At 37.0% G+C, this 23,954-nt stretch carries 35 protein-coding genes and 9 tRNA genes; 5 read left to right on the forward strand and 39 right to left on the reverse strand.

Annotation, left to right across the window (positions count from 1 at the left end):
• Window positions 1-137 precede the first annotated feature (137 nt).
• The 30 genes from ABM34_RS04350 to ABM34_RS04490 all read right to left on the reverse strand — a co-directional run bounded on the left by ABM34_RS04350 (window position 138) and on the right by ABM34_RS04490 (window position 19,566).
• On the reverse strand, window positions 138-1,298 hold the full coding sequence (locus ABM34_RS04350) for a phage major capsid protein (RefSeq protein ID WP_048703726.1): 1,161 nt from the start codon (window positions 1,296-1,298) through the stop codon (window positions 138-140).
• A 48-nt stretch (window positions 1,299-1,346) separates the two neighbouring features.
• The gene (locus ABM34_RS04355; RefSeq protein ID WP_048703728.1) at window positions 1,347-1,979 is read right to left on the reverse strand and encodes an HK97 family phage prohead protease; all 633 of its coding nucleotides are present in this window, start codon (window positions 1,977-1,979) and stop codon (window positions 1,347-1,349) included.
• Window positions 1,942-3,192 carry a phage portal protein gene (locus ABM34_RS04360; RefSeq protein WP_048703732.1) on the reverse strand — a complete coding sequence of 417 codons (1,251 nt, stop codon included), beginning with the start codon at window positions 3,190-3,192 and terminating at the stop codon, window positions 1,942-1,944. The genes ABM34_RS04355 and ABM34_RS04360 overlap by 38 nt, the downstream gene beginning before the upstream one ends.
• 189 nt (window positions 3,193-3,381) lie before the next feature.
• Window positions 3,382-5,091 carry a terminase large subunit gene (locus ABM34_RS04365; protein WP_048703735.1) on the reverse strand — a complete coding sequence of 570 codons (1,710 nt, stop codon included), beginning with the start codon at window positions 5,089-5,091 and terminating at the stop codon, window positions 3,382-3,384.
• A 12-nt stretch (window positions 5,092-5,103) separates the two neighbouring features.
• Entirely contained in the window at window positions 5,104-5,556 is a 453-nt protein-coding gene (locus tag ABM34_RS04370; RefSeq protein ID WP_048703738.1) for a phage terminase small subunit P27 family, read from the reverse strand.
• Window positions 5,557-5,824: 268 nt separating this feature from the next.
• A complete protein-coding gene (locus ABM34_RS04375; RefSeq protein ID WP_048703740.1) occupies window positions 5,825-6,730 on the reverse strand; it encodes an HNH endonuclease in 906 nt (301 codons plus the stop codon).
• Between the two features lie 42 nt (window positions 6,731-6,772).
• Window positions 6,773-6,842 (reverse strand) — tRNA-OTHER (locus ABM34_RS13155).
• A gap of 266 nt (window positions 6,843-7,108) precedes the next feature.
• Window positions 7,109-8,134 carry a DNA adenine methylase gene (locus ABM34_RS04380; protein ID WP_048706360.1) on the reverse strand — a complete coding sequence of 342 codons (1,026 nt, stop codon included), beginning with the start codon at window positions 8,132-8,134 and terminating at the stop codon, window positions 7,109-7,111.
• A 339-nt stretch (window positions 8,135-8,473) separates the two neighbouring features.
• Entirely contained in the window at window positions 8,474-8,884 is a 411-nt protein-coding gene (locus tag ABM34_RS04385) for a hypothetical protein (RefSeq protein ID WP_048703742.1), read from the reverse strand.
• Window positions 8,885-8,910: 26 nt separating this feature from the next.
• A complete protein-coding gene (locus ABM34_RS04390; protein ID WP_048703744.1) occupies window positions 8,911-9,225 on the reverse strand; it encodes a MazG-like family protein in 315 nt (104 codons plus the stop codon).
• Window positions 9,225-9,404, reverse strand: coding sequence for a hypothetical protein (locus ABM34_RS04395; protein WP_048703746.1), 180 nt, complete (start codon window positions 9,402-9,404; stop codon window positions 9,225-9,227). The genes ABM34_RS04390 and ABM34_RS04395 overlap by 1 nt, the downstream gene beginning before the upstream one ends.
• Before the next feature lie 83 nt (window positions 9,405-9,487).
• Window positions 9,488-9,883 carry a hypothetical protein gene (locus ABM34_RS04400; RefSeq protein WP_048703748.1) on the reverse strand — a complete coding sequence of 132 codons (396 nt, stop codon included), beginning with the start codon at window positions 9,881-9,883 and terminating at the stop codon, window positions 9,488-9,490.
• 70 nt (window positions 9,884-9,953) lie between these two features.
• On the reverse strand, window positions 9,954-10,316 hold the full coding sequence (locus tag ABM34_RS04405) for a hypothetical protein (protein WP_048703751.1): 363 nt from the start codon (window positions 10,314-10,316) through the stop codon (window positions 9,954-9,956).
• 4 nt (window positions 10,317-10,320) lie between these two features.
• Window positions 10,321-10,497: a DNA cytosine methyltransferase gene (locus ABM34_RS13540; protein WP_157023217.1), complete on the reverse strand. Its 177-nt coding sequence runs from the start codon at window positions 10,495-10,497 to the stop codon at window positions 10,321-10,323.
• Window positions 10,498-10,680: 183 nt separating this feature from the next.
• Window positions 10,681-10,911: a hypothetical protein gene (locus tag ABM34_RS04415; protein ID WP_048703758.1), complete on the reverse strand. Its 231-nt coding sequence runs from the start codon at window positions 10,909-10,911 to the stop codon at window positions 10,681-10,683.
• Window positions 10,898-11,236 carry a VRR-NUC domain-containing protein gene (locus ABM34_RS04420; RefSeq protein ID WP_048703761.1) on the reverse strand — a complete coding sequence of 113 codons (339 nt, stop codon included), beginning with the start codon at window positions 11,234-11,236 and terminating at the stop codon, window positions 10,898-10,900. The genes ABM34_RS04415 and ABM34_RS04420 overlap by 14 nt, the downstream gene beginning before the upstream one ends.
• A gap of 250 nt (window positions 11,237-11,486) precedes the next feature.
• Window positions 11,487-12,791, reverse strand: coding sequence for a virulence-associated E family protein (locus tag ABM34_RS04425; protein WP_064505399.1), 1,305 nt, complete (start codon window positions 12,789-12,791; stop codon window positions 11,487-11,489).
• Complete coding sequence (locus ABM34_RS04430) at window positions 12,775-13,569, reverse strand: bifunctional DNA primase/polymerase (RefSeq protein WP_048703764.1); 795 nt, start codon at window positions 13,567-13,569, stop codon at window positions 12,775-12,777. Before ABM34_RS04430 ends, ABM34_RS04425 begins: the two co-directional genes overlap by 17 nt.
• A gap of 3 nt (window positions 13,570-13,572) precedes the next feature.
• Window positions 13,573-14,082, reverse strand: coding sequence for a DUF669 domain-containing protein (locus tag ABM34_RS04435; protein ID WP_048703767.1), 510 nt, complete (start codon window positions 14,080-14,082; stop codon window positions 13,573-13,575).
• Between the two features lie 2 nt (window positions 14,083-14,084).
• Entirely contained in the window at window positions 14,085-15,404 is a 1,320-nt protein-coding gene (locus ABM34_RS04440) for a DEAD/DEAH box helicase (RefSeq protein WP_048703770.1), read from the reverse strand.
• Window positions 15,343-16,083 carry an AAA family ATPase gene (locus ABM34_RS04445; RefSeq protein ID WP_048703773.1) on the reverse strand — a complete coding sequence of 247 codons (741 nt, stop codon included), beginning with the start codon at window positions 16,081-16,083 and terminating at the stop codon, window positions 15,343-15,345. Before ABM34_RS04445 ends, ABM34_RS04440 begins: the two co-directional genes overlap by 62 nt.
• Window positions 16,084-16,563 carry a siphovirus Gp157 family protein gene (locus ABM34_RS04450; RefSeq protein ID WP_048703775.1) on the reverse strand — a complete coding sequence of 160 codons (480 nt, stop codon included), beginning with the start codon at window positions 16,561-16,563 and terminating at the stop codon, window positions 16,084-16,086. It abuts the gene before it with no gap.
• Window positions 16,563-16,757 carry a hypothetical protein gene (locus ABM34_RS04455; protein WP_048703779.1) on the reverse strand — a complete coding sequence of 65 codons (195 nt, stop codon included), beginning with the start codon at window positions 16,755-16,757 and terminating at the stop codon, window positions 16,563-16,565. Before ABM34_RS04455 ends, ABM34_RS04450 begins: the two co-directional genes overlap by 1 nt.
• 2 nt (window positions 16,758-16,759) lie before the next feature.
• A complete protein-coding gene (locus tag ABM34_RS04460; protein ID WP_048703782.1) occupies window positions 16,760-16,972 on the reverse strand; it encodes a hypothetical protein in 213 nt (70 codons plus the stop codon).
• Entirely contained in the window at window positions 16,957-17,133 is a 177-nt protein-coding gene (locus ABM34_RS13165) for a hypothetical protein (protein ID WP_157023219.1), read from the reverse strand. The genes ABM34_RS04460 and ABM34_RS13165 overlap by 16 nt, the downstream gene beginning before the upstream one ends.
• Entirely contained in the window at window positions 17,117-17,323 is a 207-nt protein-coding gene (locus ABM34_RS04465) for a helix-turn-helix transcriptional regulator (protein WP_053084446.1), read from the reverse strand. Before ABM34_RS04465 ends, ABM34_RS13165 begins: the two co-directional genes overlap by 17 nt.
• A complete protein-coding gene (locus ABM34_RS04470; RefSeq protein WP_048703785.1) occupies window positions 17,307-17,612 on the reverse strand; it encodes a hypothetical protein in 306 nt (101 codons plus the stop codon). Before ABM34_RS04470 ends, ABM34_RS04465 begins: the two co-directional genes overlap by 17 nt.
• A gap of 139 nt (window positions 17,613-17,751) precedes the next feature.
• Window positions 17,752-18,069, reverse strand: a complete 318-nt coding sequence (locus tag ABM34_RS04475; RefSeq protein WP_048703788.1) for a DUF771 domain-containing protein — start codon at window positions 18,067-18,069, stop codon at window positions 17,752-17,754.
• 528 nt (window positions 18,070-18,597) lie between these two features.
• The gene (locus ABM34_RS04485; protein ID WP_048702602.1) at window positions 18,598-19,329 is read right to left on the reverse strand and encodes a phage antirepressor KilAC domain-containing protein; all 732 of its coding nucleotides are present in this window, start codon (window positions 19,327-19,329) and stop codon (window positions 18,598-18,600) included.
• A 33-nt stretch (window positions 19,330-19,362) separates the two neighbouring features.
• The gene (locus tag ABM34_RS04490) at window positions 19,363-19,566 is read right to left on the reverse strand and encodes a helix-turn-helix domain-containing protein (protein WP_048702601.1); all 204 of its coding nucleotides are present in this window, start codon (window positions 19,564-19,566) and stop codon (window positions 19,363-19,365) included.
• A 63-nt stretch (window positions 19,567-19,629) separates the two neighbouring features.
• Here ABM34_RS04490 and ABM34_RS04495 point away from each other — a divergent pair, with 63 nt between their 5' ends.
• On the forward strand, window positions 19,630-20,070 hold the full coding sequence (locus ABM34_RS04495) for a hypothetical protein (protein ID WP_048702600.1): 441 nt from the start codon (window positions 19,630-19,632) through the stop codon (window positions 20,068-20,070).
• Here the strand turns inward: ABM34_RS04495 and ABM34_RS04500 are convergent.
• Window positions 20,063-20,242 (reverse strand): hypothetical protein, encoded by a 180-nt coding sequence (locus ABM34_RS04500; protein ID WP_048702599.1) that lies wholly within the window; start codon window positions 20,240-20,242, stop codon window positions 20,063-20,065. The two genes, ABM34_RS04495 and ABM34_RS04500, sit on opposite strands and share 8 nt — an antisense overlap.
• Before the next feature lie 257 nt (window positions 20,243-20,499).
• Here ABM34_RS04500 and ABM34_RS04505 point away from each other — a divergent pair, with 257 nt between their 5' ends.
• The 4 genes from ABM34_RS04505 to ABM34_RS04520 all read left to right on the forward strand — a co-directional run bounded on the left by ABM34_RS04505 (window position 20,500) and on the right by ABM34_RS04520 (window position 23,083).
• Window positions 20,500-20,835 carry a helix-turn-helix domain-containing protein gene (locus ABM34_RS04505; protein WP_048702598.1) on the forward strand — a complete coding sequence of 112 codons (336 nt, stop codon included), beginning with the start codon at window positions 20,500-20,502 and terminating at the stop codon, window positions 20,833-20,835.
• 3 nt (window positions 20,836-20,838) lie between these two features.
• Complete coding sequence (locus tag ABM34_RS04510) at window positions 20,839-21,237, forward strand: M48 family metalloprotease (protein ID WP_048703794.1); 399 nt, start codon at window positions 20,839-20,841, stop codon at window positions 21,235-21,237.
• Window positions 21,238-21,298: 61 nt separating this feature from the next.
• Window positions 21,299-21,889: a hypothetical protein gene (locus ABM34_RS04515; protein WP_048703797.1), complete on the forward strand. Its 591-nt coding sequence runs from the start codon at window positions 21,299-21,301 to the stop codon at window positions 21,887-21,889.
• Between the two features lie 69 nt (window positions 21,890-21,958).
• Window positions 21,959-23,083 (forward strand): tyrosine-type recombinase/integrase, encoded by a 1,125-nt coding sequence (locus tag ABM34_RS04520; RefSeq protein ID WP_048703800.1) that lies wholly within the window; start codon window positions 21,959-21,961, stop codon window positions 23,081-23,083.
• 175 nt (window positions 23,084-23,258) lie between these two features.
• On the opposite strand, the gene ABM34_RS04525 is transcribed toward ABM34_RS04520, so the two are convergent.
• The 8 genes from ABM34_RS04525 to ABM34_RS04560 form a co-directional block, all read right to left on the reverse strand.
• Window positions 23,259-23,343: transfer RNA gene (locus ABM34_RS04525), tRNA-Leu, on the reverse strand.
• A 33-nt stretch (window positions 23,344-23,376) separates the two neighbouring features.
• A tRNA-Cys gene (locus ABM34_RS04530) sits at window positions 23,377-23,447 on the reverse strand.
• 19 nt (window positions 23,448-23,466) lie between these two features.
• Window positions 23,467-23,538, reverse strand: a tRNA-Gln gene (locus ABM34_RS04535).
• Between the two features lie 6 nt (window positions 23,539-23,544).
• Window positions 23,545-23,617: transfer RNA gene (locus ABM34_RS04540), tRNA-His, on the reverse strand.
• Window positions 23,618-23,637: 20 nt separating this feature from the next.
• Window positions 23,638-23,708: transfer RNA gene (locus ABM34_RS04545), tRNA-Trp, on the reverse strand.
• A gap of 5 nt (window positions 23,709-23,713) precedes the next feature.
• Window positions 23,714-23,796: transfer RNA gene (locus ABM34_RS04550), tRNA-Tyr, on the reverse strand.
• A 5-nt stretch (window positions 23,797-23,801) separates the two neighbouring features.
• Window positions 23,802-23,874 (reverse strand) — tRNA-Phe (locus ABM34_RS04555).
• 5 nt (window positions 23,875-23,879) lie between these two features.
• Window positions 23,880-23,953, reverse strand: a tRNA-Asp gene (locus ABM34_RS04560).
• Window position 23,954 lies beyond the last annotated feature (1 nt).

Genomic DNA, 23,954 nt, shown 5'->3' on the forward strand with positions numbered 1-23,954 from the left:
CAATCTTTGAAAGCAATATGGCTTTAGTATCGCCACTAGCATACTTAATACCTTGACTATCTAAATATGCTTTTATCTCGGCAACAGTAGAGTTCTCATCAACCGCCCTTGTAGTTGGTTCTACCGTTTTTTCTGGGCTAGACGCTGGGAGTTGAAGCTTTTTGTGTTAAGAAGTAACCAGCTTTTTCATCAGCAACTTTAACGTCAAAACGTGTTGCAGCTTGCAAGTATTGACCAAAAATCTCATTGTCAACCCAACGTACTTGGATATCTAATCTATCAGCCATGATGATTGCACGCTTGATATCACCGACCCAAGCATGTGCTTCTCCGGCTTTACCAAGTGCTGTATCTTCCACAACAGTAACTGGGATACCTAGCAATCTAACTGGTGAGCCGTCTACGATTGGTTGTTGTAATAAGTATTGTCCGTTGCCGTCTTTCAATGTATCCAAGTAGTTATAGAACGATTGACTGGCAATAATTACCTTTTGATATGCAGGGTCAAGATCAACGTTGATAATGTGTTTGATATCATCAACTGATTCACCTGCAACGTCTTTAGCTGTAAAGCTTTGTAGTGCAGTAGCGATAACAGAATTTGTTGTGTTGATTTTTTGTTCCTGTGCGTTTTGTGACACGATACCAAGCAAGTCAACAGCTGAATCAGCAATAGATTCGTTTGATACAGGAATAGCACCACGATATGTCTTAACTTCCCAGTTCACTGTTTCGAATTGTGGTTTTGCTAACTCTGGATTCTTAGCAAGTTCATCAACTGATACAAGTCCAGTAGTAGCACGCTTCAAAATAGGATATTTACCAGAAGCAGTATTGGCTTTAAAGTGTTGTACTAATTTTGATAAGTCAGTAACTGATTTAACTTCTGATTCTGGATTGTAAACAATGTCCTCTGGAATAGTTACGTCAGCATCTGGACTTGTTAAGCCATCACGGACAGCACCTTTAGTATGTAGATATGTATTCAATGCTGAACGGAGTTCTGTGTTTCCACGCTTGAGTGAACGTTCTGGTCCTTGTTCTTCGTCTGGCTTTGGTGCATCTTCTGGCTTGTCGTTTGCAACAGCCTTGTATGATGCAAGTGTTTCGTTTCCAGACTTGATTTCAATATTCAAATCTTTTACTTCTTTAGCTTTTGCATCAGCGTTTTTAATATCATCATCTGATGGTTTTTCAGCATCTAACAATGCTCTTGTTTCTTGTACTAATTTTGTTTTACGTTCTTGCATGTTTTCAATATTTGATTGCAATGAACGAATTTTTTCGTCGAGTGTCATATATGACCCCTTTCCGCCTACTTTTAGGCAATAAAAATAGCCATCCCATTAATCTTGGATAGCTTCTTTAATTTCTGAAATTTTTAACTCACGTAATAATTCATCACGTTTCTTGAGTAGTGGCAATTCTCTGATAGCCTTAACTTTCTCAAGTGACCTTGCACCAACGGATACATTCGTATCTGAATATGCAGGTGTGGTAACTACTGACACATCATACAAGTGTGCAATGTTATTGATACGGCGTTCATAATCCACACCTTCGATATCACTACGCTTCCAGGTGTCGGCTGTGTCGTCATCTGGCATATCAAATGCAAATGAGCATTGATTGATAATACCCGATCTAATGTTTTCTAGTACATCATGAGCAAGTGTTGTATCTGGGAGTGTGACTTTAAACCTTAATCCAACGTCATCAACATTCATTTCAAGATTAACGCCCGACCGCCCTAACACTTGAGATTGATCGTGGTTAAAAGTAGCAACTACGTTAGACATGTCTGTGTTATCTAAACAACGTTTATCTAGAGTTTCCACAAAAACATTACCAAATCCCAATGGATTGGAGCGTTTATCGAATTTCAACGCATAGCCTTCAATCACATTGCTGTTTGTTTCTTCATCACTTCGTAACTCAACCTTAGATTGTATCGTTCTTAATTCCCGTGTTTGATTCATTTCCCTCACCCCCTTTCTGGTCTTGATATTGTTCTTTCTTATCAAGGAATACGGTATTCAATGAAGATTGATAACGATTCATATTAGGGTCATCAATAGGTTTCTTGCCTAACTCACGTCTACCTTCGTTGTTTGAGTAAATACCATTTTGCTGAAGGGTGGCAATATCCGCAACAGTCATGCCGATTTCCTTAGATATATCAAAATCAAAGTATCTATTGTGCCTATCCTCATCAGACAGCAGCTTGAGCATTAATTCTTGCTTAATAGGTGTTAAATAAAACGGTAGATCGTACTTAACATATCCTTCTTGCAACTGCTTTACTGATTGGTTAGGCGAGTTAATGGCAAGCTTGAATGCGGGAATACGCAACGCCTTAGCAAGCTGATTGGTTGTCCAGTTATTTGAATTGATTAAATTCAAAACGTTGGTATCAACTTCAATAGGCGTGTACTTCATTGTGGAATCAATGATTACTGGAGCATTGCCACCAGTAGACTGTGCATATTCAAAGTCTTCACGAATCTTCTTACGAGCTTTCTTGTTCAATCTCGAACCAGGTACTTCAAGGACGGCACTCTTCAATCCACTCTTAAAGAACTTGGATAACGTATTAACTCCAGAACTTTGAAGATTCATCTCATCCTCCAACGATAAGAGTGGGGAGCGACCTAAAATAGTATCAGTTGAGAAAAATTTCATATGTATTACGTCTTCTGGCTTGCACTCAATCATTTTCCTTCCATCATCTGGAGTAAATTGATAAACATATTTAGCACCAGATGTAGTATTGATCTGATTGATGTTTGTTTGAGATGGAGCAAAGAATTCAAACTCAAGTGGCTTATGTGCTTGTGGTCCTCGCTTGCGTGGGTCACGTTTGATACGTGAATAAGCATTACCAGTAAGAATTGCATTAGCGACCATGGCAAACTTCCACGTGTAAGCAGAAATGATTTCACTACTCTTCTTATTCAATAAATAAGTAACTTCATCATCTTCCACAAATGTATCATCTTTGTCTTCGAATTCCAGTATTGGAAAGCGAGCAACGTCACCAGCAATAATTGATACAGCTGTTAGAACGTCAGAATTCTTTAAAGCCCCAATACCTACAGTGCTTCCACGTGAGATACTTGGTAATATCCCATCACTTAAGTACTGACCTGCCCAGTCATCTGGGTTGGTGTTTAAACTTCTAAAAAAGGCCATTTATTTACCTCCTATCTGATAGGTATGCAATTACGATTAGTTCAATGCCGGATACTATCAAACCGGCAATCGTATTGATCTTGAAACCTGCAACAGCAAGCAACAAAAAACCACAGATTAGCAATATCTGTGGCACGTTTATTATTAACCAGTCAAATATGACCGATAATATATTTTTCATATAATCACCTAAAATCCAAAATCATCAGACATAATATAATCATCCGTTAAAAAGTTCTCAATATTCTCGGTAAAACAGATAGCGTAAGCATCAAGCAATGCATCAAGCGCATCAATTTTATTACTGTACTTATTCTTGTCGATTCTTACACCATTGTTGTCAGTCATGGTAACAGCGTTGTTGGCAGCATTCGTTAAAATCTCATTGCCAGAATGTTTTATCTTGCCTTCCAGAACGTCATCTCTGAATTGCTTTGTTGGCATTGAGAGTGTCATTGTCCCCTGCCTAATCGTTATCTGTTCCCATTCGGGGTGGTTCTTTTCGATAAGTGTTAACAGTGGTCCATATTGGTAAGGGTCATACATGATACCTTGTACTTGAATATCGTTACTTTCAATGAAGTTATCCAACCATTCGTAAACACGTTCGTTATCGATTACACCAGATTCAAGTGTGGTGATCTCGCATTCACCTTTTTCTTCCACACGTCTGTAGTCCATACGGTCACGTTTGATTTTTGCATCAAGTCCGTACTTCGTTCCAACAAATGAATAGTTGTCAGAATACCAAACGCCCTCAACTGGATACATCCACGAGATGGCATACAAGTCAGAACTCTTACCAACGTCTACACCAAACCAAACACGCTGGCCATTAATAGGTGGCATTTCGTCCGCTGCGGCGTTTTTCCAACTTTCAATATCAATATATGAATTCTCTTCTGCTTGCCTCCACATGTTGAAATTCTTGACCAGAACGGCATTCTTTTCACCAGTTTGCTTGGCTACTTCCCAACGCTTACTCAAGTATTCTGTAAGCTTGCCACTGACTGACTTAACTTCTAACAGTGGATTGCTTTTTATCCACGTGGACTTGTCTTCGATCTCATCAATAGATTCTTGTTCAGCCACAAATGCAAAATACTGGTCATCTTCTATCTCACCTTTAAGGATTTCCTTAGCACGTGGATATTCCACAGTGAACATAGGAGCGTTCATATTAAAGTTAGCTGTAGATATAATCACTATCAACGGATTATCCAGCTGACCTTGACCAGATTCAAGCAGTTCCATCATCTCTGATGTTTTACTTGCTCCGTATTCGTCTAGTACTCCCAGATATGGTTCAAAACCATCAGTCGCCCCCGTATCACGAGAGAGCGGACGTACATAAGAATCATCATCAAGGTTAACAAGTAGCTCTCTAACTCGCTTAGTAGAACTCTTGACGTCTGGATACTTAGCACGTAACTGATCTAACTGTTTACGAGCCATCTCAAATGCAATTTTGGCTTGTTCTTTGTCGTTAGCAGTACAGAATATTTGTCTTGAACGTGCAGGATTCTTACCAAACAAGAATTCATAAAGGATAATACCCGCAATTAGCAGTGTTTTACCTTGTTTTCTAGCCATGGAAACAAAAACCTTATGATATCTACGCAAGTCATGGTTGTCTTTACGTACCCAGCCATAGATAGATTCGATAATAAACTTCTGAAAACCTGCTAGTTTGTGGTTATCGCCCTTAGGGTCGGGCAGCATTTCGATAAATCTGACTGCTTTTTGTGCTTTTTTCTTGTCAAATACGTATGGGAAGTCACTACTTTCGGACTTTTTCACGTCTTTTTCATGCCTTTTAACTGCATTTAATACGGACTTACATGAGAGAATATCACCGTTTAGTATTTGTTCAACATAATCTTCAAATGTTTCTACCAACTGGCATCCCTCCTATCCAAATATTTCTTTCAAATTGTTCTGTTTCTTGGTGTCTTTTGGTATGTTCAATCTCATTCTAGAATCAATAGTTAATCCAATTTCAGACGCTGCGGAACGAATGTTTTTTGATATCTTATCTAGTGCATTAATCAACGTGATACGATCTTTCATGTCATCCGCACCATCAAGTGCCCTATTGATCTCATCAAACTGCTGATACCAAACACAATATTGTTCTACCATAGCCCTATCCACAGCTCTTATAGGAAGGTTACGCAGGTCTGGTACGATTCTCTTCCATTCTGCTTTAGCAACTCCAGATAGCCGTTTTGGGGGTGTAGGTTGTAACATCTTATAACCATCGGAAGCCAACACTTCGGCATTGTATTTGGCTTCTTGTTGTTGCTTAGTTAGATTAGCTTTTGATTGTTCTAATAGCCTATATCTTCCACCTTTACCAGCCATAAGCATCACTCCTTTCTGTTAGTCCCCACTTTTGGCAATATATGGGGTTTAGTCCCCACTTTAAAAGCTTATTAAATAGAATTTCGCTCGCAAAAAAGGGAGCGTGTGTTCAATCGTGCCCCAGATCTTCACCCCCGATTTTTTTGGTGGGGGTAGGTCTACCTACTCTACCATAGGGTACAGAGATTTACGGCGATATTTTTTTCTGTTTGAAAAATCAATAAAATAAAATTGTCTGAAATTGCATTGCACAAACAATAAATTATTTTTATTTTTTTCTTTTTTTTGTTTTTATCAATTTATAATCATCAAACAATCCTTCATCATCTAATCTATCTATCTTGTCCATAGTAGTAGACATACTGTCCGTGTACCGTCCGACTGTCTTCAATCTTCTTGTACATTCTTCTCTTGTTGTATCAAGTCTTAAGTACTCAACATCATATCCAGTTGTGACTAACAAGTTCTTCAGTCTTTCGTCTGGGAAGGTTCTTAATATCCACACATTATTAAACGTACGCTCTGTCCTTAACTTGCGTAGTATCATCTCGTAAATGAGTTCAACATATTCATAGATGTCTACGTTGGACTGATGAAGTCTAGACTTGATGTTGGATAGTTTGTCTTGATTGTTTGACTGATTGTCATTGTCTGAATAAATTGATTCAATTAAATTTCCATTTAACGAACTCATTAACAAATCATAATCAAATACTAGATCGTGACTAGTATCCACTTTACTGGCTACGTAGCTAGCCATACCGCTCCCAGGGTATCCTGATATAACGTGTACCTTCATGGCTCGTTGTACTCCTTTGTGTCTCTTAGTCCATTCTCTTTTAGTCTTGAGTTGATGACACTTCTTACATAATGTTTCTAAGTTGTCAACGTCATATCTGTTTGACCAATCATCTTCTGATGGAACAATATGATCAACTAGATAACCTTTATTGCCACATCTCACACATAGGTCAAGGTCTCTGGTCATGGCTTCAGCTCTCACCTTTTGCCACTGGGTACTATGGTAAAACTTAAGGTAGTCTGGTTTCTCAACGGCACGCCTTCGATTATATTGCTTGTCGTATTCAGAACGGGACACCTCATCAAAATCAACCAGTACCCGTTTTCCATTTTTAAATATTAGCTTCTTTGGTTTGCTGATACTGGTCACCACCTAAAATAAAAAGTCACCCCGTTTAGAGTGACTTAGTTAATATTGGGATGGCAGGAATCGAACCTGCATACTTGCTAGCGTATAGTATATCCACACCACTGGATACATCCCACCGAGGAGGATTATATGAATAAGGGATGGATACACTCCCGGTATGTATATCCAATGAGGATCAGTGGAATCGAACCACTGTCGTACGCCAGTATCCCCACAATGCCACGCCGTTATCATAAGCAGGCATTAATAGCGTTGAGCTAGATTTTAACGTGTTTACTCATCTACGAATTTTTGTTGTTGTCTGTTTAAACTCAATTTTTACCACCTCCGTTCATTTTTGTTTTGTGCAACAAAATAGCCACCCAATAATATGAGTGGCGTTTAATGGTGTATATACTTTAGCAATAATTCTGTTTTTCGTGAATTGCCCGGAGTTGAAATAAAATTCTGTTTCTTACCGAGTTCACACGCTATCTCGGTATTAGGTAGGACAGTATACTCTGAAATATATATTTGGTTCGTTGGTAACTGATTCAACCAATTATCAAAATCATCATTATTAAACTCGCCATATGATTGCTTAGTATTAATATATGGCGGGTCGCAATACACGATGTCATCTGGTTTGATATTCAATTCATGATAGTCACACGAGGAGTATTCTATTCGCTCTAATTGTTGTAGTCGTTGTAGCTGTTCTAATTGTTGTAGTCGTGCTAAGTGCTGTAGTCGTTGTAGTCGTTCTAATTGTTTTAGTTGTGCTAAGTGCTGTAGTCGTTGTAGTCGTTCTAATTGTTTTAGTTGTGCTAAGTGCTGTAGTCGTTGTAGTCGTTCTAATTGTTTTAGTTGTTCTAATTGATTATTATGTTTCAACGAGTCTTTATGATGTCTAATCCACTTGTGAAAATAAGCATATTTTTCTTGAATAGTAGAAAGTTCTTTGGCTTCTGCATATATGTTATCTAAAAAAGTCCCAGAGTTACCAAAAAATAGTGCCTTGGTAGCCTGCAATTTTTCGGCCTCATTTTTTTCACTCCAAAGGTAATCGTGCATATTATTACCAAAAGAATAACAAATAAGTATCAGCGTCCTTTCTACTGATATTGGTTTATTATCGCGCCAATCTAAAAAATCATCTCGTGTGATATAAACATAATCTAAAAAATTAAGCTTTGAATCCCCCAAGAGCAAGTCTTTTAGTAGCTCAACAACGTATTTTCTACGATCATTGTACAAAACCAAATCATATTTATTGGAGGATGCAGCGTGTAATGACATGGAGCCGCCACCCCCAAAAACGTCAACGAAGCGTTTGCCGTTAGGCAATATGTTCATTATTTTTTCCGCTACTTGACTTTTATTGCCAGTATAAGGAAGCCCTCGTTTCCACCTATCAATGTTTTTCATTAAATCCATCCTTTTTTTATGCAACAAAAAAAGCACCCCGTTATTAACGGAATGCTTAATGCAACAAATAATTTGAAAGGGTCAATTAAGACCTATGCGAGCCTCGGGAATCGAACCCGAGCATAGAAATGTGATAAGAAAAAAGGTATTGGTATTTTTGGGAGGAAACCGCCAGTACTCGCCTAATAAAAACAGTGACCGTTATCATAAGTCACTGCGTGAAACTTGTCTTTTTTTAAAGGTCGTTCTGCAGTTAGAGACAGGCTGTCTTTGTGTTATAAATTATTTTCTTTCAAATTTTTCTATACTATCAATTTACCCCATTGACAAGGTAGAAAACTACACATTTTTGTCTACACTTATCAATCCTTTTTCAATGGCCAATAATTCTAAAATTCTATATCTTTTCTTGTAAATCCCCGCTACTGAATAATTTAACCTATCAGCGATCTCTCTCCACCCTAGATAATCGCTATTAACAAATCGCATATTGTAAATCATTAACTGTTCATCACTCATCTTGCTGATAGCACGTTCACAGTCATCTTTTAAATTAAATAGACGTTGAAGTTCTTTATCTTCGTCTTTTTTTATTGTCAAAATTTCTTGTGGCTTTATGATGATACTTGATCTACTACCCTCCGGATTTTCATTACTTTCAGTCCAAGGATGTTCAATAGCAACTACCCTGATGGCAATGTTGGTATTAACTTGTTGATACTCTTTAAAGTCCTCTTCTAGTTCAAGCAATCTACTCTTACTTAATTGTTGAATGGTTATTCCCCCTCGTTCTTAATGAACACACCATTTAAAGTCTTCCCTTTACGATTCTTGATCGTATCAACTGCAAGTTCCAAGCAATCTTTTAAATCGAATCCTGTTTGTTGACAGAGGATAATCATGACAACCATCACATCACCAATCGAATCCGGGAAACCTGAGTTAGCATTTGAGAAATCATGATTCTTATATGCTTCCTTTAACTCATCAATCTCTTCTTGCAGCTTATTAAATTGTTTCGCTGGGTCATTATTATCTAAGCCACGTTCTTTTGACCATTCTTGTACTGCTTTAATTAAATCGTTGTCCATTAGTCTTCCACCTCATCTTGTTCAACGGACAATGAATCCATCAAGCATTGTTGTGAACAAAAAATATTGTCTGATCCATCTTCCCTTTCAAAATAATTGAATTGTAAAAAGTTATCACCAATCGAGTAATACATTTCTCCTAAGCCAATTGATTGGCTACATTCTGCACATGTTTTCATTCTTCCACCTCATCATCATTAATTTCAGAAATTATATTGTTCCCACTCTAACTTTTCCCTTTGCATAATAAAAGATTGCCATGCTAATACCGTTCTAGCATTGATTCGTATGCCGGATTAATTGCTAACCAGTCCTCTTTGGTATTTTTAACCGGATTATAAAAGGTTAATGGTCCCCAATCTAATTTGTTATTGGTATAGTCATGGTAAATAACACAGTTCGTATTAGTGTCATGAATGATATACAGTTTATCGGGAAAAATAACAGTTCCCATTACCACGTTATTAATGTCGGCCATAAAATCAAACTCTTTTGTGTGCTCCATTGTCATGTACTTTGCTTGTAAACTCCCGATACCGTGAGTTTCTGGCATGAGCAACTTACCTATTGCATGTATAGGGCTATCGTAAGCTTTTACAAGTTCTTTTAGTTCCTTTAGTTCGCCTTCCGTGTAATTTAATTTTAATTTATATTTCATCGTCTTCCTCCACTTTATCGTCTTCTACGTCTTCCATAAATGGCACAAATCTTGGATCAATAGCAACAACTTAATCACTTGTGAACTTAACTTTCCAGCCGTTAAGCTCACGCCTGCTATCTAATTGTGCTCCACCAATTGGATTGATGTTTAGATAAGACTCTTCATCTCCAGCAATCAACTGTACATAATATTTTTTAGGCTCTGGAAACTTGGCCACGCCTGCGTAGTAATCTACAATATCCTTGGCCAATTGATCATTGTCCGAACTACTGCCTTCATCATATTTTTTAACGATGAAGGCCAAATCTCCTTCCGATTTGATAATTCCGTAAATTACATCAAAGGCACTATTAAATCCGTTATCCTTGGCTTCTTCTAGCTCCTTGCGCTCTTGCTCGCTATATCCTTTTAAAATTCTTACGTTGTCCATTTAATTAGTCCTCCTGGTTCATTCTTTTAGCAATTTCGTAAATAACTGGTACAGTCACAGAATTACCAGCCTGTTTATAAAGTTGTGAATTTATACTTACGTTATTACTAATCAATTTTTCTGGTGCTTTCCACGAATCATCAACGCCTATTAGTTCGTTGATAGTGTCCGTTTTTAACATTCGCTACCCCCTAAAATTTCCCGTATAATTTCGTTACGTTGTTCTGCCGTTAATTCTCTTTTGGCAGTTTTAAATATTTGTGGCGTCTCGCCGTAATGTTTACTCATCCACACGATCGTGCTTTCAATTGAATTGCCGTGGCATTCAAACATGTATTGCATATAGTTTTTGTAGACGTGTTTATCATTCATGATTGCCACCCCGAAACTTTTCAAATATAGATTTGGGCTGTTTATCAATCGGTGGTGTCATATTAAATTTTGGTTCACTAACTTTTAATAAAAACGGTTTACTCTGATTAGCAACAATAATTGCTGCAGAAACTGCGTACGTGTTTCCATCAGGTAACCTATCATACACATACTTCCATTCTTCAATCATCTCGTCATACCGTTGTTTCTTATTCGAATCCATACCCCACCAACTCCTCATCAATTATTTTTAAAGCGTCTTCTGGACTGCGTGCTATGCCGTGAATAATACCGTGATTGGTTAGCATGTAATGAAACTGTTTCTGATCTTCACGTGCTCGTCCAGTTTTGTTTTTAATTTCTAAATAAAATACTTTTCCGTTACTATGTTTAAATCCGTATAAGTCAGGATGTCCCTTAGGCAATCCGGTATCGAACCACCTTCCATCAAACATTCGAACCTTACCCACATTCGTACGGAAAATAGTACAGTTAGTTTTACTTACTTCAACCATGATGTTTGACTGAATATTGTGTTCTGATTCCATTAATCCTCCATAGTCATAAAACAAAAAAATATTTGACAATGCAAAATTGCCCACTGATTGCCCACTAGCCGTGGGCAATTTTTTTCTTACTGCCACTTGGATTACAAGGGTAATTGCCCGCTGGACACTAGAAATGCTTCAAACTATATATAGTGTCAAATCCATACACATAAAAAGTTTTATTAAAATATAGTGTCCTAATGGGCAATCAGCCGAAAGTCGTTGATACTAAAGGGATGCCATTGCCCACTTAGGTGGGCAATTGGTGGGCAACGTGGGCAATTTTTGCGTAGCCCCTTTTTCTTATTCCATTAATCATTTTCCTTTCATACTTCCAACCAGCCTTGTTGTCCATAATGTTTTTTATCTTCTTACCAAGCCTTGGATTGGTTGCTAAGTTGTCAACATTAAGTGCTTCACTTGCAATGTCGGCACTAGTAGTAAATTCAACATCACTGTTTTCTAAAAATTCATCTATTTGTTCTTCGAATGGCTCTACATAAATGAACTCGTCTCGATGTTTTTCGAGCATCTTATTTTCTTCTTCTGTCAATTGAAAAGAAAAACCGTTCTGATAAAGGCCAACTGCTTCGCCCCAGATTTGATCAATTTCTTCTTGCGTTAAATGGTCAACTGGATTTAGTAATTGATCCTTTTTGTTTACCAAGTTGGGTAAGAACCTTCGAGAACCCGTTTTGTCTTTCAAATACTGAACTTGATTAGTGGTTCGAGCTAACACAAAATTTTTGTATTCATTGGTTGTGATTCTTCCATATGCCTTACGAAACTCAAGACGTTCCGCACTGGCAAATTTCTTCAAGTCTTCAAAGCTGCTTCTAGCTGTTGCAGTCATTTCGTCGTCATTAACAATCCACGCCCTGAGCATGTTCACATATCCGTCTTTGTCCTTGAAATCACTGAATTGATCTGTATACCAACCATTGGACAATTTCTTTAAAAGAGTTGTTTTACCGGCTCCTTGACCACCTACAAGATCTAGAACAAAGTCAAATTTAGAAGCGGGTTTATAGACTTTTAATACAGCACCGACCAAGAATAATCTTGTTTGAAGTTTAGTTACTTCACTGTCCTCTACTCCAAGAAAAGTACTTAATAATGAATCTACTCGAGGCTTGTTATCCCACTTTGAAAAACAATGATCTAAGTAATCTTTCACTGGATTGAAACTATTGGCAATTGCTTCATTAGTTATCGCATTCTCCAATATGGATTTTGGAAATAATACTTCGTACTCATCTTCTATATATGCCAATACAAGAGATATGTACTCGTCTTTCATCCTTGTATCATTGATATATAGTTGTGGTATCGTCTTTCTCAACTCAATTTCATAAGTAAATTGATTGTATGCAAATGTGTCACACAAGAGATGATCGCAACGAATTGCTAACATTGCATTTTTTAAGCTATTTTGCTTAGGCTTGCCATATTGATTAAGGCTAAAAGGTATTGGAAAGTTCGCGATTTCCTGATTCTTAACAACTTTCTCATGTTCTTGAATAGCTTTTTCTACTTCTTTATCCAGTTTTTCCACCTCCTCGCCGTCTCATATCTTTAGTAAGCATTGATGTAAATGTTCGATTAAATTCCTGTTCTGGCAAAGGATCAGGCGTATTTTCATTAGCTAATTGTGCTAATTGATAAGCCACTTTGTCAGGGACATTTCGATACAGGAGGCCGCCTACAAAAGAAGTTAAACTATTATTTCTAGTCCCGTCGTCACCTAAGCCATTGACGATTGTTTCAAACAAATTTGTAGTTGCAGTCTTTTTCCCAGAATCGTAATTAGAGAAAGTTATTGTAGTTCCCTTCTCACGAGCATTTATTAATTCAATTAACTGTCTGTCTGGAGTAACGATAGGATTGTGATTTTCCCATTCATATTTCTTTCCGTTTCGTTCACTTGGGGCAATAACAACATAGTTATTTGGATGTGCTTTAACGTCAACGCCAGGTAACCAACCTATATTTTGTCTTACTTCAATATCTTTACGTTTCAGATAAAATAGTTGTCTTCCTCCGCCAGCAGTTTTTTGTGACAGGGTATCCTTCAGTAATTCTTTATGATTAAATTGTTCTATCGATTTAAAACCATCAGCACCATCTTGGTGTTCATCAATATCAACAACGAAAAAATTAACGGTTCTCAAAGCTATTTGTGCATATGGATATTGTTTCCATATTTTACGTATTTCATCGGGTGTTAGCGGTGGTTTATCCGCAAATTTTATCAAGGGTTGTTTGTCTTTCATTGGCAGGACACTCATACCTTTTTTTGCATAGGCCACCGCGTAATTGACTAAACAATCCATAAGCTAAAACGGAAGGTCGTCTTCATTAACTTCTACAGTATTTGTTTGACTAGCTAATGGATCAACTGGATACGCAGTCTTACTGAAATTCCAGGGTGCTACACGATTAACTTTAGTTGTCTTGCCGTTGTATTCATTGTCTTCTTCTTTAACATAGACATTTGCGGGCTTATTAATTAGTGCATTTCTAACATCATCAATTGAGTTATATTCTTGGCCTTCGGGAACACCAACAGCCTTAAAAATATCTTGAATACTTTCCCAGTCATAATCTTTAGTAGCTTTACGTTTCCAGTTATCCATGAATACAATTCTGTTATGATATTTTCCGTTAGTTTCTGGTAATGCTTTGTCTAAATCTTTACGAACACGTAATTTAAGTTGTAGGGTTTCCGCTCCACTTGGTGTTGCATTCTCTGTTATGTCTTCGATAATCACCTCATAATTATCTGTTGGTAGAGTATCGTAGTTGTTATTTCCTGTATTTGAGTAATCTGTTTTGAATAATGACATATTTATAAAAGTCCTCTCGTTTTAGCTTGGTAGTAAACCCAGCCATTTTTATAATTTTTTGCTTTCGCATATTCCTGTAATTCTTTGTAACTATGAAGCTCGCTTACTTTTTTGGTAACAATATAATTAGTAATAACTTGTAGATTGACGTCTTTCTTTACGTCCATTTCTACAGGATCCGGCTTAATTGACTCTCCACAGTTGGGACATATAGAAGGACTCCCTTTCATAACGAAGAAACATTTGGGACATTGCTTGATAGCTATTGAATCCGTATTTGATTTCTTCCGAGTTTTGTTCCTATCTTTTAGCGTCCAATAACGTTTTGAATCTGGTAAACCAAATCTTGAATAATTGGCAACGTGATCAATGATTGTTGCTGTCTTGTTAGGCTTGTATCTCATACAACGCATTGATTGTTGAATATCTAAAACTAGTGATTCAGTCGGTCTTAACATGATTACTGCTGTGCAATCTGGAACATCAAATCCTTCACTGATTAAATCAACATTGGATAGAACTTGTATCTTTCCAGTTCTGAAATCTTCCATTATATGTTCACGCTCTTTGGCAGGCGTTTTACTGTCAGCATGTGCCGCTTTGATTCCTGCATTATTGAACTGTTGAACGACTAGTTTGCTATATTCAATACTGTGTGCATAGACAATAGTTTTTTGACCGTTTATTTTTTCTTGGTAAGTTTTAACAACATCACCGAAGATCGTTTTTCCAACAGCATCATCAATTGACTTGTTTGTATAATCTCCAGTCGATGACTTCTTCAACTCGTTGTCGTTAATCAATTTGACTGAATAATAGTTGTACGGGGCTAAGTAATGATTATCAATCAACCATTCAACAGTTGGACCTTCAACCATTGATTCATATATATCTCCTAATCCTTTACCAGATAGCCTCCATGGGCTTGCAGTAAAACCTAATCTAGGAACGTCCGAATAGTATTCATAAATCTTCTTGTAGGTTTTAGCTAGTGAGTGATGAGTTTCATCAGTAATTATTAATGATGGTTTTGGCAACTTATCCAATCGGTTGACTATTTTTCCTACCGTCATAATTGTGCAGTTATCTGTATTTACTCCATTGGCTTTAAATGACTGTATTATCTGTTCGACTAACTCTTTCCGATGGACTGTAAACATTACCTGTCCACCTTTTAATTGCGTTAGACGAGCAATTTCAGCTATCACGACCGACTTACCAGAACCAGCAGGACTAATAATTAGTACTGACTTCTTACCATTACTTAGTTGCTGTCTTGCCTTGTTCACCAGTTCCTGTTGATACTTGTGGAGTTGATACATCTACATCACCCCACTTAAACAGGTCTTCTATCTTGCAACCCTTACGGTTATCCAGTCTGTTCTTTGCAAATAGTCCATCATTGCCTTCAAGGATTACACCACGTTCACCAGTACTAGGCTTTATAATCATTCGACCAACTACATCAGTTAATCCCATGAAAGTGTTACGAACGCTATCTCTGATTTGTGGACTATATTGTTCAAACGTTTGTCCACTTTCTGTAGTAATAGGAACTTGAAATTCCCAAGCCGTGATTAGAATGTTGTAATCCAACTTATAAAATGCATTGATCATTCTGATGAAATAGTTCGTCCACGTGTTGTAGTTTTGGATTTCATTTGAAATACCATTTTTAGATTTTCTTCCCTGCTCTATGAACCAATTTTTCTCAAGGGCAGAAATATTATCCAGAACTAAATTGTCGTAATTGCCTTGCTCTGCTTTAGCTACTTTAAGCATTTCCACGATTTCATTTGTAGGTTGTTCACCATCCATTACAAGGACTTTACCGTCTATATTCATACCAGCCAGTACTTTTGCTGAATCATCAAATGCTAATTCTAAAGTTTTACCTTTTAGATATTTAATTGCCGTTGTCTTACCCACACCAGGCTTGCCGTAGAGAGTGACACGCCAGTTTTTAGTTCTGTCTAAATCTTTAAAGTCAATCTCTTTCATTTATCTAATCCTTAAAGATGATCCAGTTTTCAATTCAGCGCCTGGCACGTCTTTCCCTTCCTTTAAAAGTGACGAAATTCTTTTCTTATCTATAACCTGTTTGGTTTCAAATAGATAAGCGGGAATATCATGTTCATCCACAATGTTTACTGAAGGATTGTTTTTCTGAATGTAAATAGTAAATTCTGGAGTTTTGATCTTAGGTGTGGAAGTTTCTTCCATAGCAATTTGCAGGTTCTCTTTTAGTCGCTTACGGTTGTTTGCAATAGCGTGAGCCCGTGCAGTAAGTCGCTGCGCTTCTTCTTTTAGTGCAACTTCGTCTTTTGCTAGTTCTTTATCTACCTTTGCGTATCCGACAGCTTTGTCTTCAATGGCATCAGTGATACTGTCCATTGTGTCGTGGTATAGTGTTGGGTCTGAATCTTCTGCGTATTCTAGTAATTTTAAGTAATTACCAGTTAATTCATATAATGTGGCCATTATTTTTCCTCCTTGATTTCAACATGTTCGATTGAATATTCAACGAAGCGATTAATAATTTGCTGAATTGGCATACCCGTTTCGGCCTTCAACACGACAATTTTTTTGTAAAGATCACTGTCAATGAATACAGACTTTGAAGAATTTTCTTGTGCCTTTGGTTGTTTTTCTAATACTAATTTTTCTTCCTTCATATTTAACGTTCCTCCGTGTTATAATTTGAATGTAAAATGTTTTTGTTTTCGGTCTTCGTCATTGCAGTGGCGAGGGCCTTTTTATATATATGTAACTCGTTAGCTTGTTGAATGTACTCTGCTTTGTTCCGTTTAGTGGGCATCCAGTTATAAGCGTGTCTAGCTTTGTAGAATTCAATAGCTTTATCGATCAATACATCTAATTCATGTTCCATTGCTTTAACTCCTCCTTAGTACGGTTCATCTCGTCCACAAGTTTGAAATAATCGTGGACAACAGCACCGTATGTTAATTGTTTCTTAACAATCCTGTCCCTAAATTCTTCCCATTGACATTTTGCATAATAGGCATCCGTCAACTTATCTATTGCGTTCATCTCTATAACCTCCTAAATATTCCATTGATACGCCAAAAATCATTGCCAGTGTGTGGAAGTCATCAATCAGCATTGGGACATCTCCACGCTCCCAGCTGTGGATAGTTGATGGACTGACATGAAAATATTCAGCAAGTTTCTGTTGTGTCCAATGTTTTTCTTTCCTTAGTTCTTTAATCCTGTTGTTCATCACCATCACCTCTCTCTGGTTGAGTTAGTGAACCGTATCGTGTTTCATCTTGTAGCCATTCATCAAAACCTGGCATAATAATCACATCCTTTGGTATAATTTTTAGGTGTTTATTTTTTAACAAAATTACTGAATATTCATGTGGCATGCTGACTGGTTCACCGTGTTTTTTTACTAGTTCCCAATCGCGATATTCCCCACATTCAATAATCTCTGGACTAAAAGCCAGTAACATTTTTAAATGGCTTACTTCTTTCATAAGTTCCTTAATTTCATCTTCGGAATCCATATTTTCACCTCCTAGAATCCAAAAATATGTTTCTTAATGTTTTCCCACGTTTTGTATTTAGTAAATAAGTACGTGATCAGACCAGTCAATACTCCAGTAAAAACCGGTAACCATACGATCATTGGTATTCTTATCATCTTCATCGCTTCCTTGGATTTAAATTCATGATTTCAAACCAATGTTTATCGCAAAACTCGGTAAATCGTTTTGGATTGATTTGGTATCCCTGCCCTTGATAGGGGTATAAGACTGATCCACCGTTCTCAGCATCGAGCTCGTGTTTCCACTTCTGATTACGGAAGATGGCTTTTACACGATCTTCTTTAATTCCGGTTCGTTTTGCTGCAGTCTTTGTATCCCAGTTGATTTCGGTTAACTCCGTCTGCTTTTTATTGATTTGCTGTTTAATCAATGTGGTTAATAATTCATCTGGAACATTCAATGTCATTTCTTGCATGGCTTAACCCTCCTTAATTTCGAGAATCTTCTTAATCTCTGCTCTAATCAATTTGTCTTTAGGTGTCATTCCACCCTTAATGGCACTGTTCATTTACTGTGGATTAAGATTCAATGATGTGGCTAATTCTCTTTGAGACATATTTCTGTCTAAAAGCTCTTTTTTAATTTAATTCGATAAATTAGTAAAATAATTTACCACTTGTTGTTCTGAGATGTGGGTACTCCTTTCTGTTGTTATAATTAAGCTATGTGATTTTTTCACCTCATTGTTATATCAAATGGGTAATCCCTAACTAGAAACACCCGGCCGTCTATATATATGAATACTTTTTTTGAAGGCTTACATCCCGCTCGTTGTAGGTCTTCTTTTACGTTGTCCTTCTTCCATAAAACCAAAGACAAGTCGTTAGTATGACCGACGCTCAGCGGTATCCATTGGTTGAAAAAATTTTTATAAAAGTAAATGAAATCGTATCTTTTCACTGATAGGTCACCTGCTCCATCCATTAATTTGTTCATCAAACGTCTATAAGATTTTTAACTGCTGATCTGCAAGAAATTTATTTACGAAGTATTGTTGTCCTTTACCGGTAACCTTAGGTGTTTTAGTAACGACAGTTACCCCATCACCGTTAACGTGGCTCGATTCCTTGATCTTGAACAATCCCATTTCCATCGATTTTTGAGTTGGAGAATTATAATCTGCGCCTTTACGCTTGATTAAGTACCCGTTATCTCTCATCCATTGGAATAAACGTCTTGCACCTGTATCAACGCCATTTCCTTTGATGATTTTGGCAAGATCACCAACTAAGATAGTGGTATGTGATGTTGCTACCGAATCTGCAAATATCGCTTTGGGTTTCATTAGTTCAAGCTGTTCTTGTTGGTCGGCTGCTAACCGTAAAGCTTCGGCCATTGTTGACGGAACTTTAAAACCGCCAGTTTTTATTTGATCCTCCATCTTGTTAAAAGCTTCAATATATCGCATTTTGAATTTAAGAGCTTTCTTGCCTGTGAATCCCATTGCTAGCAATGTAAAACCATCTCGGCTCATGTAAATTACGCGGTATGGTTGTCTATTTTGAGGATGAATATATGTATCTTCATAAAATAGGTCTGCCCAATTTTCGGCCACCCCCTCTTTTAAGTTGTCGATCGCCTTTAATACATGCTTGTGGCTTTTATCAAACGTTTCCGCAACTTGTAAACTGCTAGTCACTGCTTGCTGATCTTTCATAATTACTAAGTTGTTCATTTCATTCATCTCCTTTTTTTATATTCGTACTGCCTATATACCGAGGACTTTTTCAATTTGCTCACGTAACTCACGTGACTTGGGTGTCATGTCGCCTTTAATAGCTCTATTCAATTGTTGTGGATTAGCATGAATTAGTTCGGCTAATTCTTTTTGAGTCATATCTCGATTCAATAATTCAACTTTGATTGATCGTTCAATGTCATATGCTACCTTTGCGAATTGTTCTTCTGGCATAAAAAAACATCTCCTTTCTGTTGTTATACTTTAGTTATCCCAAAATATTAGAGGTGAAATAATATGGATAAGATATTAACTGAGAAACAGTCTCAGATTTTTATATATGGTCTTTCATGGATTCAGAAAAATTCCAAATCCGATATAGAATTCGATCAGAGAAAAATTGTCTTTTGTTCAGAAGGCTTTGAGAATCGAGAAAACTCAAAAGCAGTGAATGAAACTAAAGGAAAACTTTTTGTTGCAGATTGGATTAAAAATATTAACAGCAGTAACTTTCCAGAACTGAATAGGTCCTTTAAGGAAAGTTTTGATCCGTTTGGTTTTAATGATGTTTCCGCGAATTATCCAGTTGTCTTTGAGAAGTTAAACAATTTGGTAAAAACATTAGACGACCCTTCAATCGATCCTTTTGTGACAAATATTGAATTCCTTGATATGCCTAAAACCGTTTTCAAGTTTTATGATTATCTCGGCACTATGCGTCCGGTTGGAATTATTTAGTTTTAAAAATAGGATTCAGATGTTGTAGTCTTTCTAAATCTTTTTGAAGTTCAGCAGAATCTTGCTGAGCTTTTTTTATTAGATCCATAAATTCGTTTCCATTTTGTAAAGCAATTTCCATTGATGCTCTTCCATATATGGAACTTTCTAAAGTAAATTCTTCATCATTCATATCTTTCACCTCCTCTTTGTTATTTGTTCATCAAGTTGTTGACCTTAATTAGCACAGGTGCTAATATGAAGACATACTAAATAAGCAATGAAAGACCTACTACTACCGCAATTCTCGCCAAAGTATTGTATCGGTGGTTGTCTGTTTTTGTTGCTCAATTACTTGATGAATTAATTATTGCGCACAAATGCTAATTTTACAAGTGTATTTACGCATTTGTGCTAATTAAATTCGTCAAACTTACGGAGAACATTGTTATGACAACGTTTGAACGAATTAAAAAAGTTTCAAAAGAACAGGGGTATTCCCTAACAAAACTAAATGACAAAGCTGGCTTAGGCACAAATTCCATATATCATTGGAAAACTAAAACGCCTAGTACTGAAAGCCTATCTAAGGTTGCTAATGTTTTACACGTATCTGTAGACTACCTATTGGGTAAAACGGATGATCCGGATATTAACGCTAAATCTAAAAAAGTAGATATTAAAGATGCTATGCAAGATGACTACACCATCATGAGCTATGGTGGTAGAGAAATACCACCGGAGGAATTAGAAATGATTAGACGTATCTTAGATGGGGGAAAATAATATATGAGTGATGTTACAACTTACTTACTGAATTACGCACTAGATAATCACATAGGATTCGAATTACTTAATGGAATAGATTCTGATTGGCCTTCCTTAGCTATACCAGAACGTAACATGATGTTTATTAATACGAATTGGTACAAGCAAGAGGAACTACCAATGGTGGTAGCTCATGAGATTGGTCATATGCTTAATGGCGATTCTTGCTATATGTATGACAAGTCTGGTGTGGGGAAAATTAATGCTGAAAGTGCTGCTAATAAAGTAGCCATAGATTTACTACTACAATATTGTAAAGATTATGATATCCACTTCAATAGCTATATTATGTTTCTACAGCAATTCTGTATTCCATTGAGATATGAATACATTGCCAAAAGAAAAATGGTTGTAATGTGATTTTTAATACATCCCTTCTGATACACTTATACTGATTAAATATATATTTATGGAGGAAATTATGAAAAAACTAGCACTTGGAATGACACTATTAGCTTCTGTTACTCTTTTATCCGCTTGTGGAAGCTCTAGCTCATCAAGCTCAAATTCATCGAAAACTGAAACTATTGCCAAAAAGAAGGATAGTAATATAAAAACTATTCAATCTAAGAGTATAACCGGTAACACGGTTGGTGTTATGAAAATAACTACCACTAAGATAACTCAAGAAAAAGTAACTAAGAGTGAAAACAGTAAAACTGATGCCGAATATAATTTTGATGGATATAAAACACTGCCAAAGCATTATTACAGAACAACTGTTCATTACACTCTAAAGAATGTCGGCAATAAAAAGCTAGGATTAGGATATTCTGATATGTCATTTGTAGATGGAGACGGTCAAAAATATACTGATTCTTCTGACACAACGTTTGGCTTTAACGATTGTTCCTATGAGGATCTTCAACCTAATAACTCAGAGTCAGATAAATTCATTTTGATAACTACTAAACCTATTTCTAACTTGAAATCATATTCAATTAACACAGGACAACAAAATGAAAATGACGATACTATGCTCAGTGAAGGTGGAGTTATCAATTTCAAGTAATTAATCACAAAAATAAACTAAGTCTATAACTAGGCTTATTTATTTTTACCAAAATTAGGAGGTGTTACCATGACACAAATAACTGGCAAAACTGGTAACTATGGATATAGGGTGTATTACCGTGATTCGAATGGTAAACGTCATTCGATAAATAAAAAAGGATTTAAACGTAAATCAGATGCAGTTGCTGCTGCAGCTGAAATAGAAAATAAAAAATATAACTATGGTATCTCTGATTTAGAAACTGCAACCTTTGGAGATTACTTTGAACAATGGTCTAACACTTATAAGATCGGACGTTTCTCCACATCAACAGACGAAAAATATAAATACGCCACTAAGCTCATTAAAGAGAAGTTTGGAAATACTCCTCTCAAAAAAGTAACTAAGATACAATATCAACAATTTTTGGATAACTATGGATCAACACACACTAAAGATTCAACATCACGGATCAATGGTTACATACGTGCTTCCCTGCAAGATGCTCTGGACGAAAAAATTATTACTCGTGATTTTACTAGAAATGCTGTGCTATCTGGTGGAGCAAATAAAGACCCCGATTTAAAGTTTTTGGAAACAGAGGAAGCTTCACAGCTCAAAAAACTAGCGTATGAGCGCGCTTCTGTGTACGACATCTCATCAGCCATTATCGTGTTTGCAATCTCAACTGGTGCGAGATTTGCCGAAATTATAGGCATGACATACGACTGCATAGACTTTGAGAACAGAACTATCACGATCAATAAAACTTATGATTATAAAACTCGTTCTGGATTTGGTCCAACGAAAAATAAGCAATCCATGAGAACGATACCCGTGGATGCTGAACTAATTAAATTCTTAAAAAAACTACAATTACAACAGCGTTCCCTATTTCTCAAGCAAGGATTTAAAAATAAACATAATTTTGTATTTATCAATAATAGGTACAATATTCCAAGTGACAATGCTGCGAATAAGGTACTGATAAATTATGAAAGAAAATTAAAGACTAAAAATAAAATAACCATGCATGGCTTACGTCATACACATGCATCAATTTTGATTGCTAAAGGCATATCTTTGGATTATGTATCTGAACGTTTAGGACATTCAAGTACGGCTATCACGATCAAAACATATGTACATTTGTTGCAGGATACTCGTAAGGAAAATGAAGATAGAACTGTACGATTAATGAATGATTTATAGTGTGCCAGAGTGTGCACATGATGTGCCAACTTGTAAAAATGTGCCAACAATGTGCCATTTTTTAATCGTATTTTCATATAGTTTGAATCATCAAAAAAAGCCTGTAAACATTGATTTAACAACATTTACAGGCTTCACTGTTTTAACTTTACAGTCGGTTTGATTAAAGTTTCTATACCGGTGATCGGGGTCGAACCGATACTCCTTATACAGGAACGGGATTTTGAATCCCGCGCGTCTGCCAATTCCGCCACACCGGCATTTCAATAGATTGAGTACTTGGCATAAGCCAAAGGCGGTAACCGGATTTGAACCGGTGATGAAGGTTTTGCAGACCTCTGCCTTACCACTTGGCTATACCGCCATATTCAATTATGAAACTATTGGGTTAGCTGGATTCGAACCAGCGCATGATGGAGTCAAAGTCCATTGCCTTACCGCTTGGCTATAACCCACTAAAGGGCGGTATGTGGGAATCGAACCCACGTGTGTCGGTACCACAAACCGATGTGTTAACCACTTCACCAATACCGCCATGATAAAAAAGGTAGAAACAGGGATAGTAGGAATTGAACCCACACTGATGGTTTTGGAGACCATAGTTCTACCTTTAAACTATATCCCTATCTATGGAGGGGAGTGGATTCGAACCACCGAACCCGAAGGAGCGGATTTACAGTCCGCCGCGTTTAGCCAGACTTCGCTACCCCTCCAAAAATGGCGCGGGACGGAATCGAACCGCCGACACATGGAGCTTCAATCCATTGCTCTACCAACTGAGCTACCGAGCCATTAACGGTCCCTGCGGGAATCGAACCCGCGATCTCCTGCGTGACAGGCAGGCGTCCTAACCAACTAGACCAAGGAACCA

It is taken from the genome of Companilactobacillus ginsenosidimutans (assembly GCF_001050475.1).
In the GTDB taxonomy this organism is placed as follows: Bacteria; Bacillota; Bacilli; order Lactobacillales; family Lactobacillaceae; genus Companilactobacillus; species Companilactobacillus ginsenosidimutans.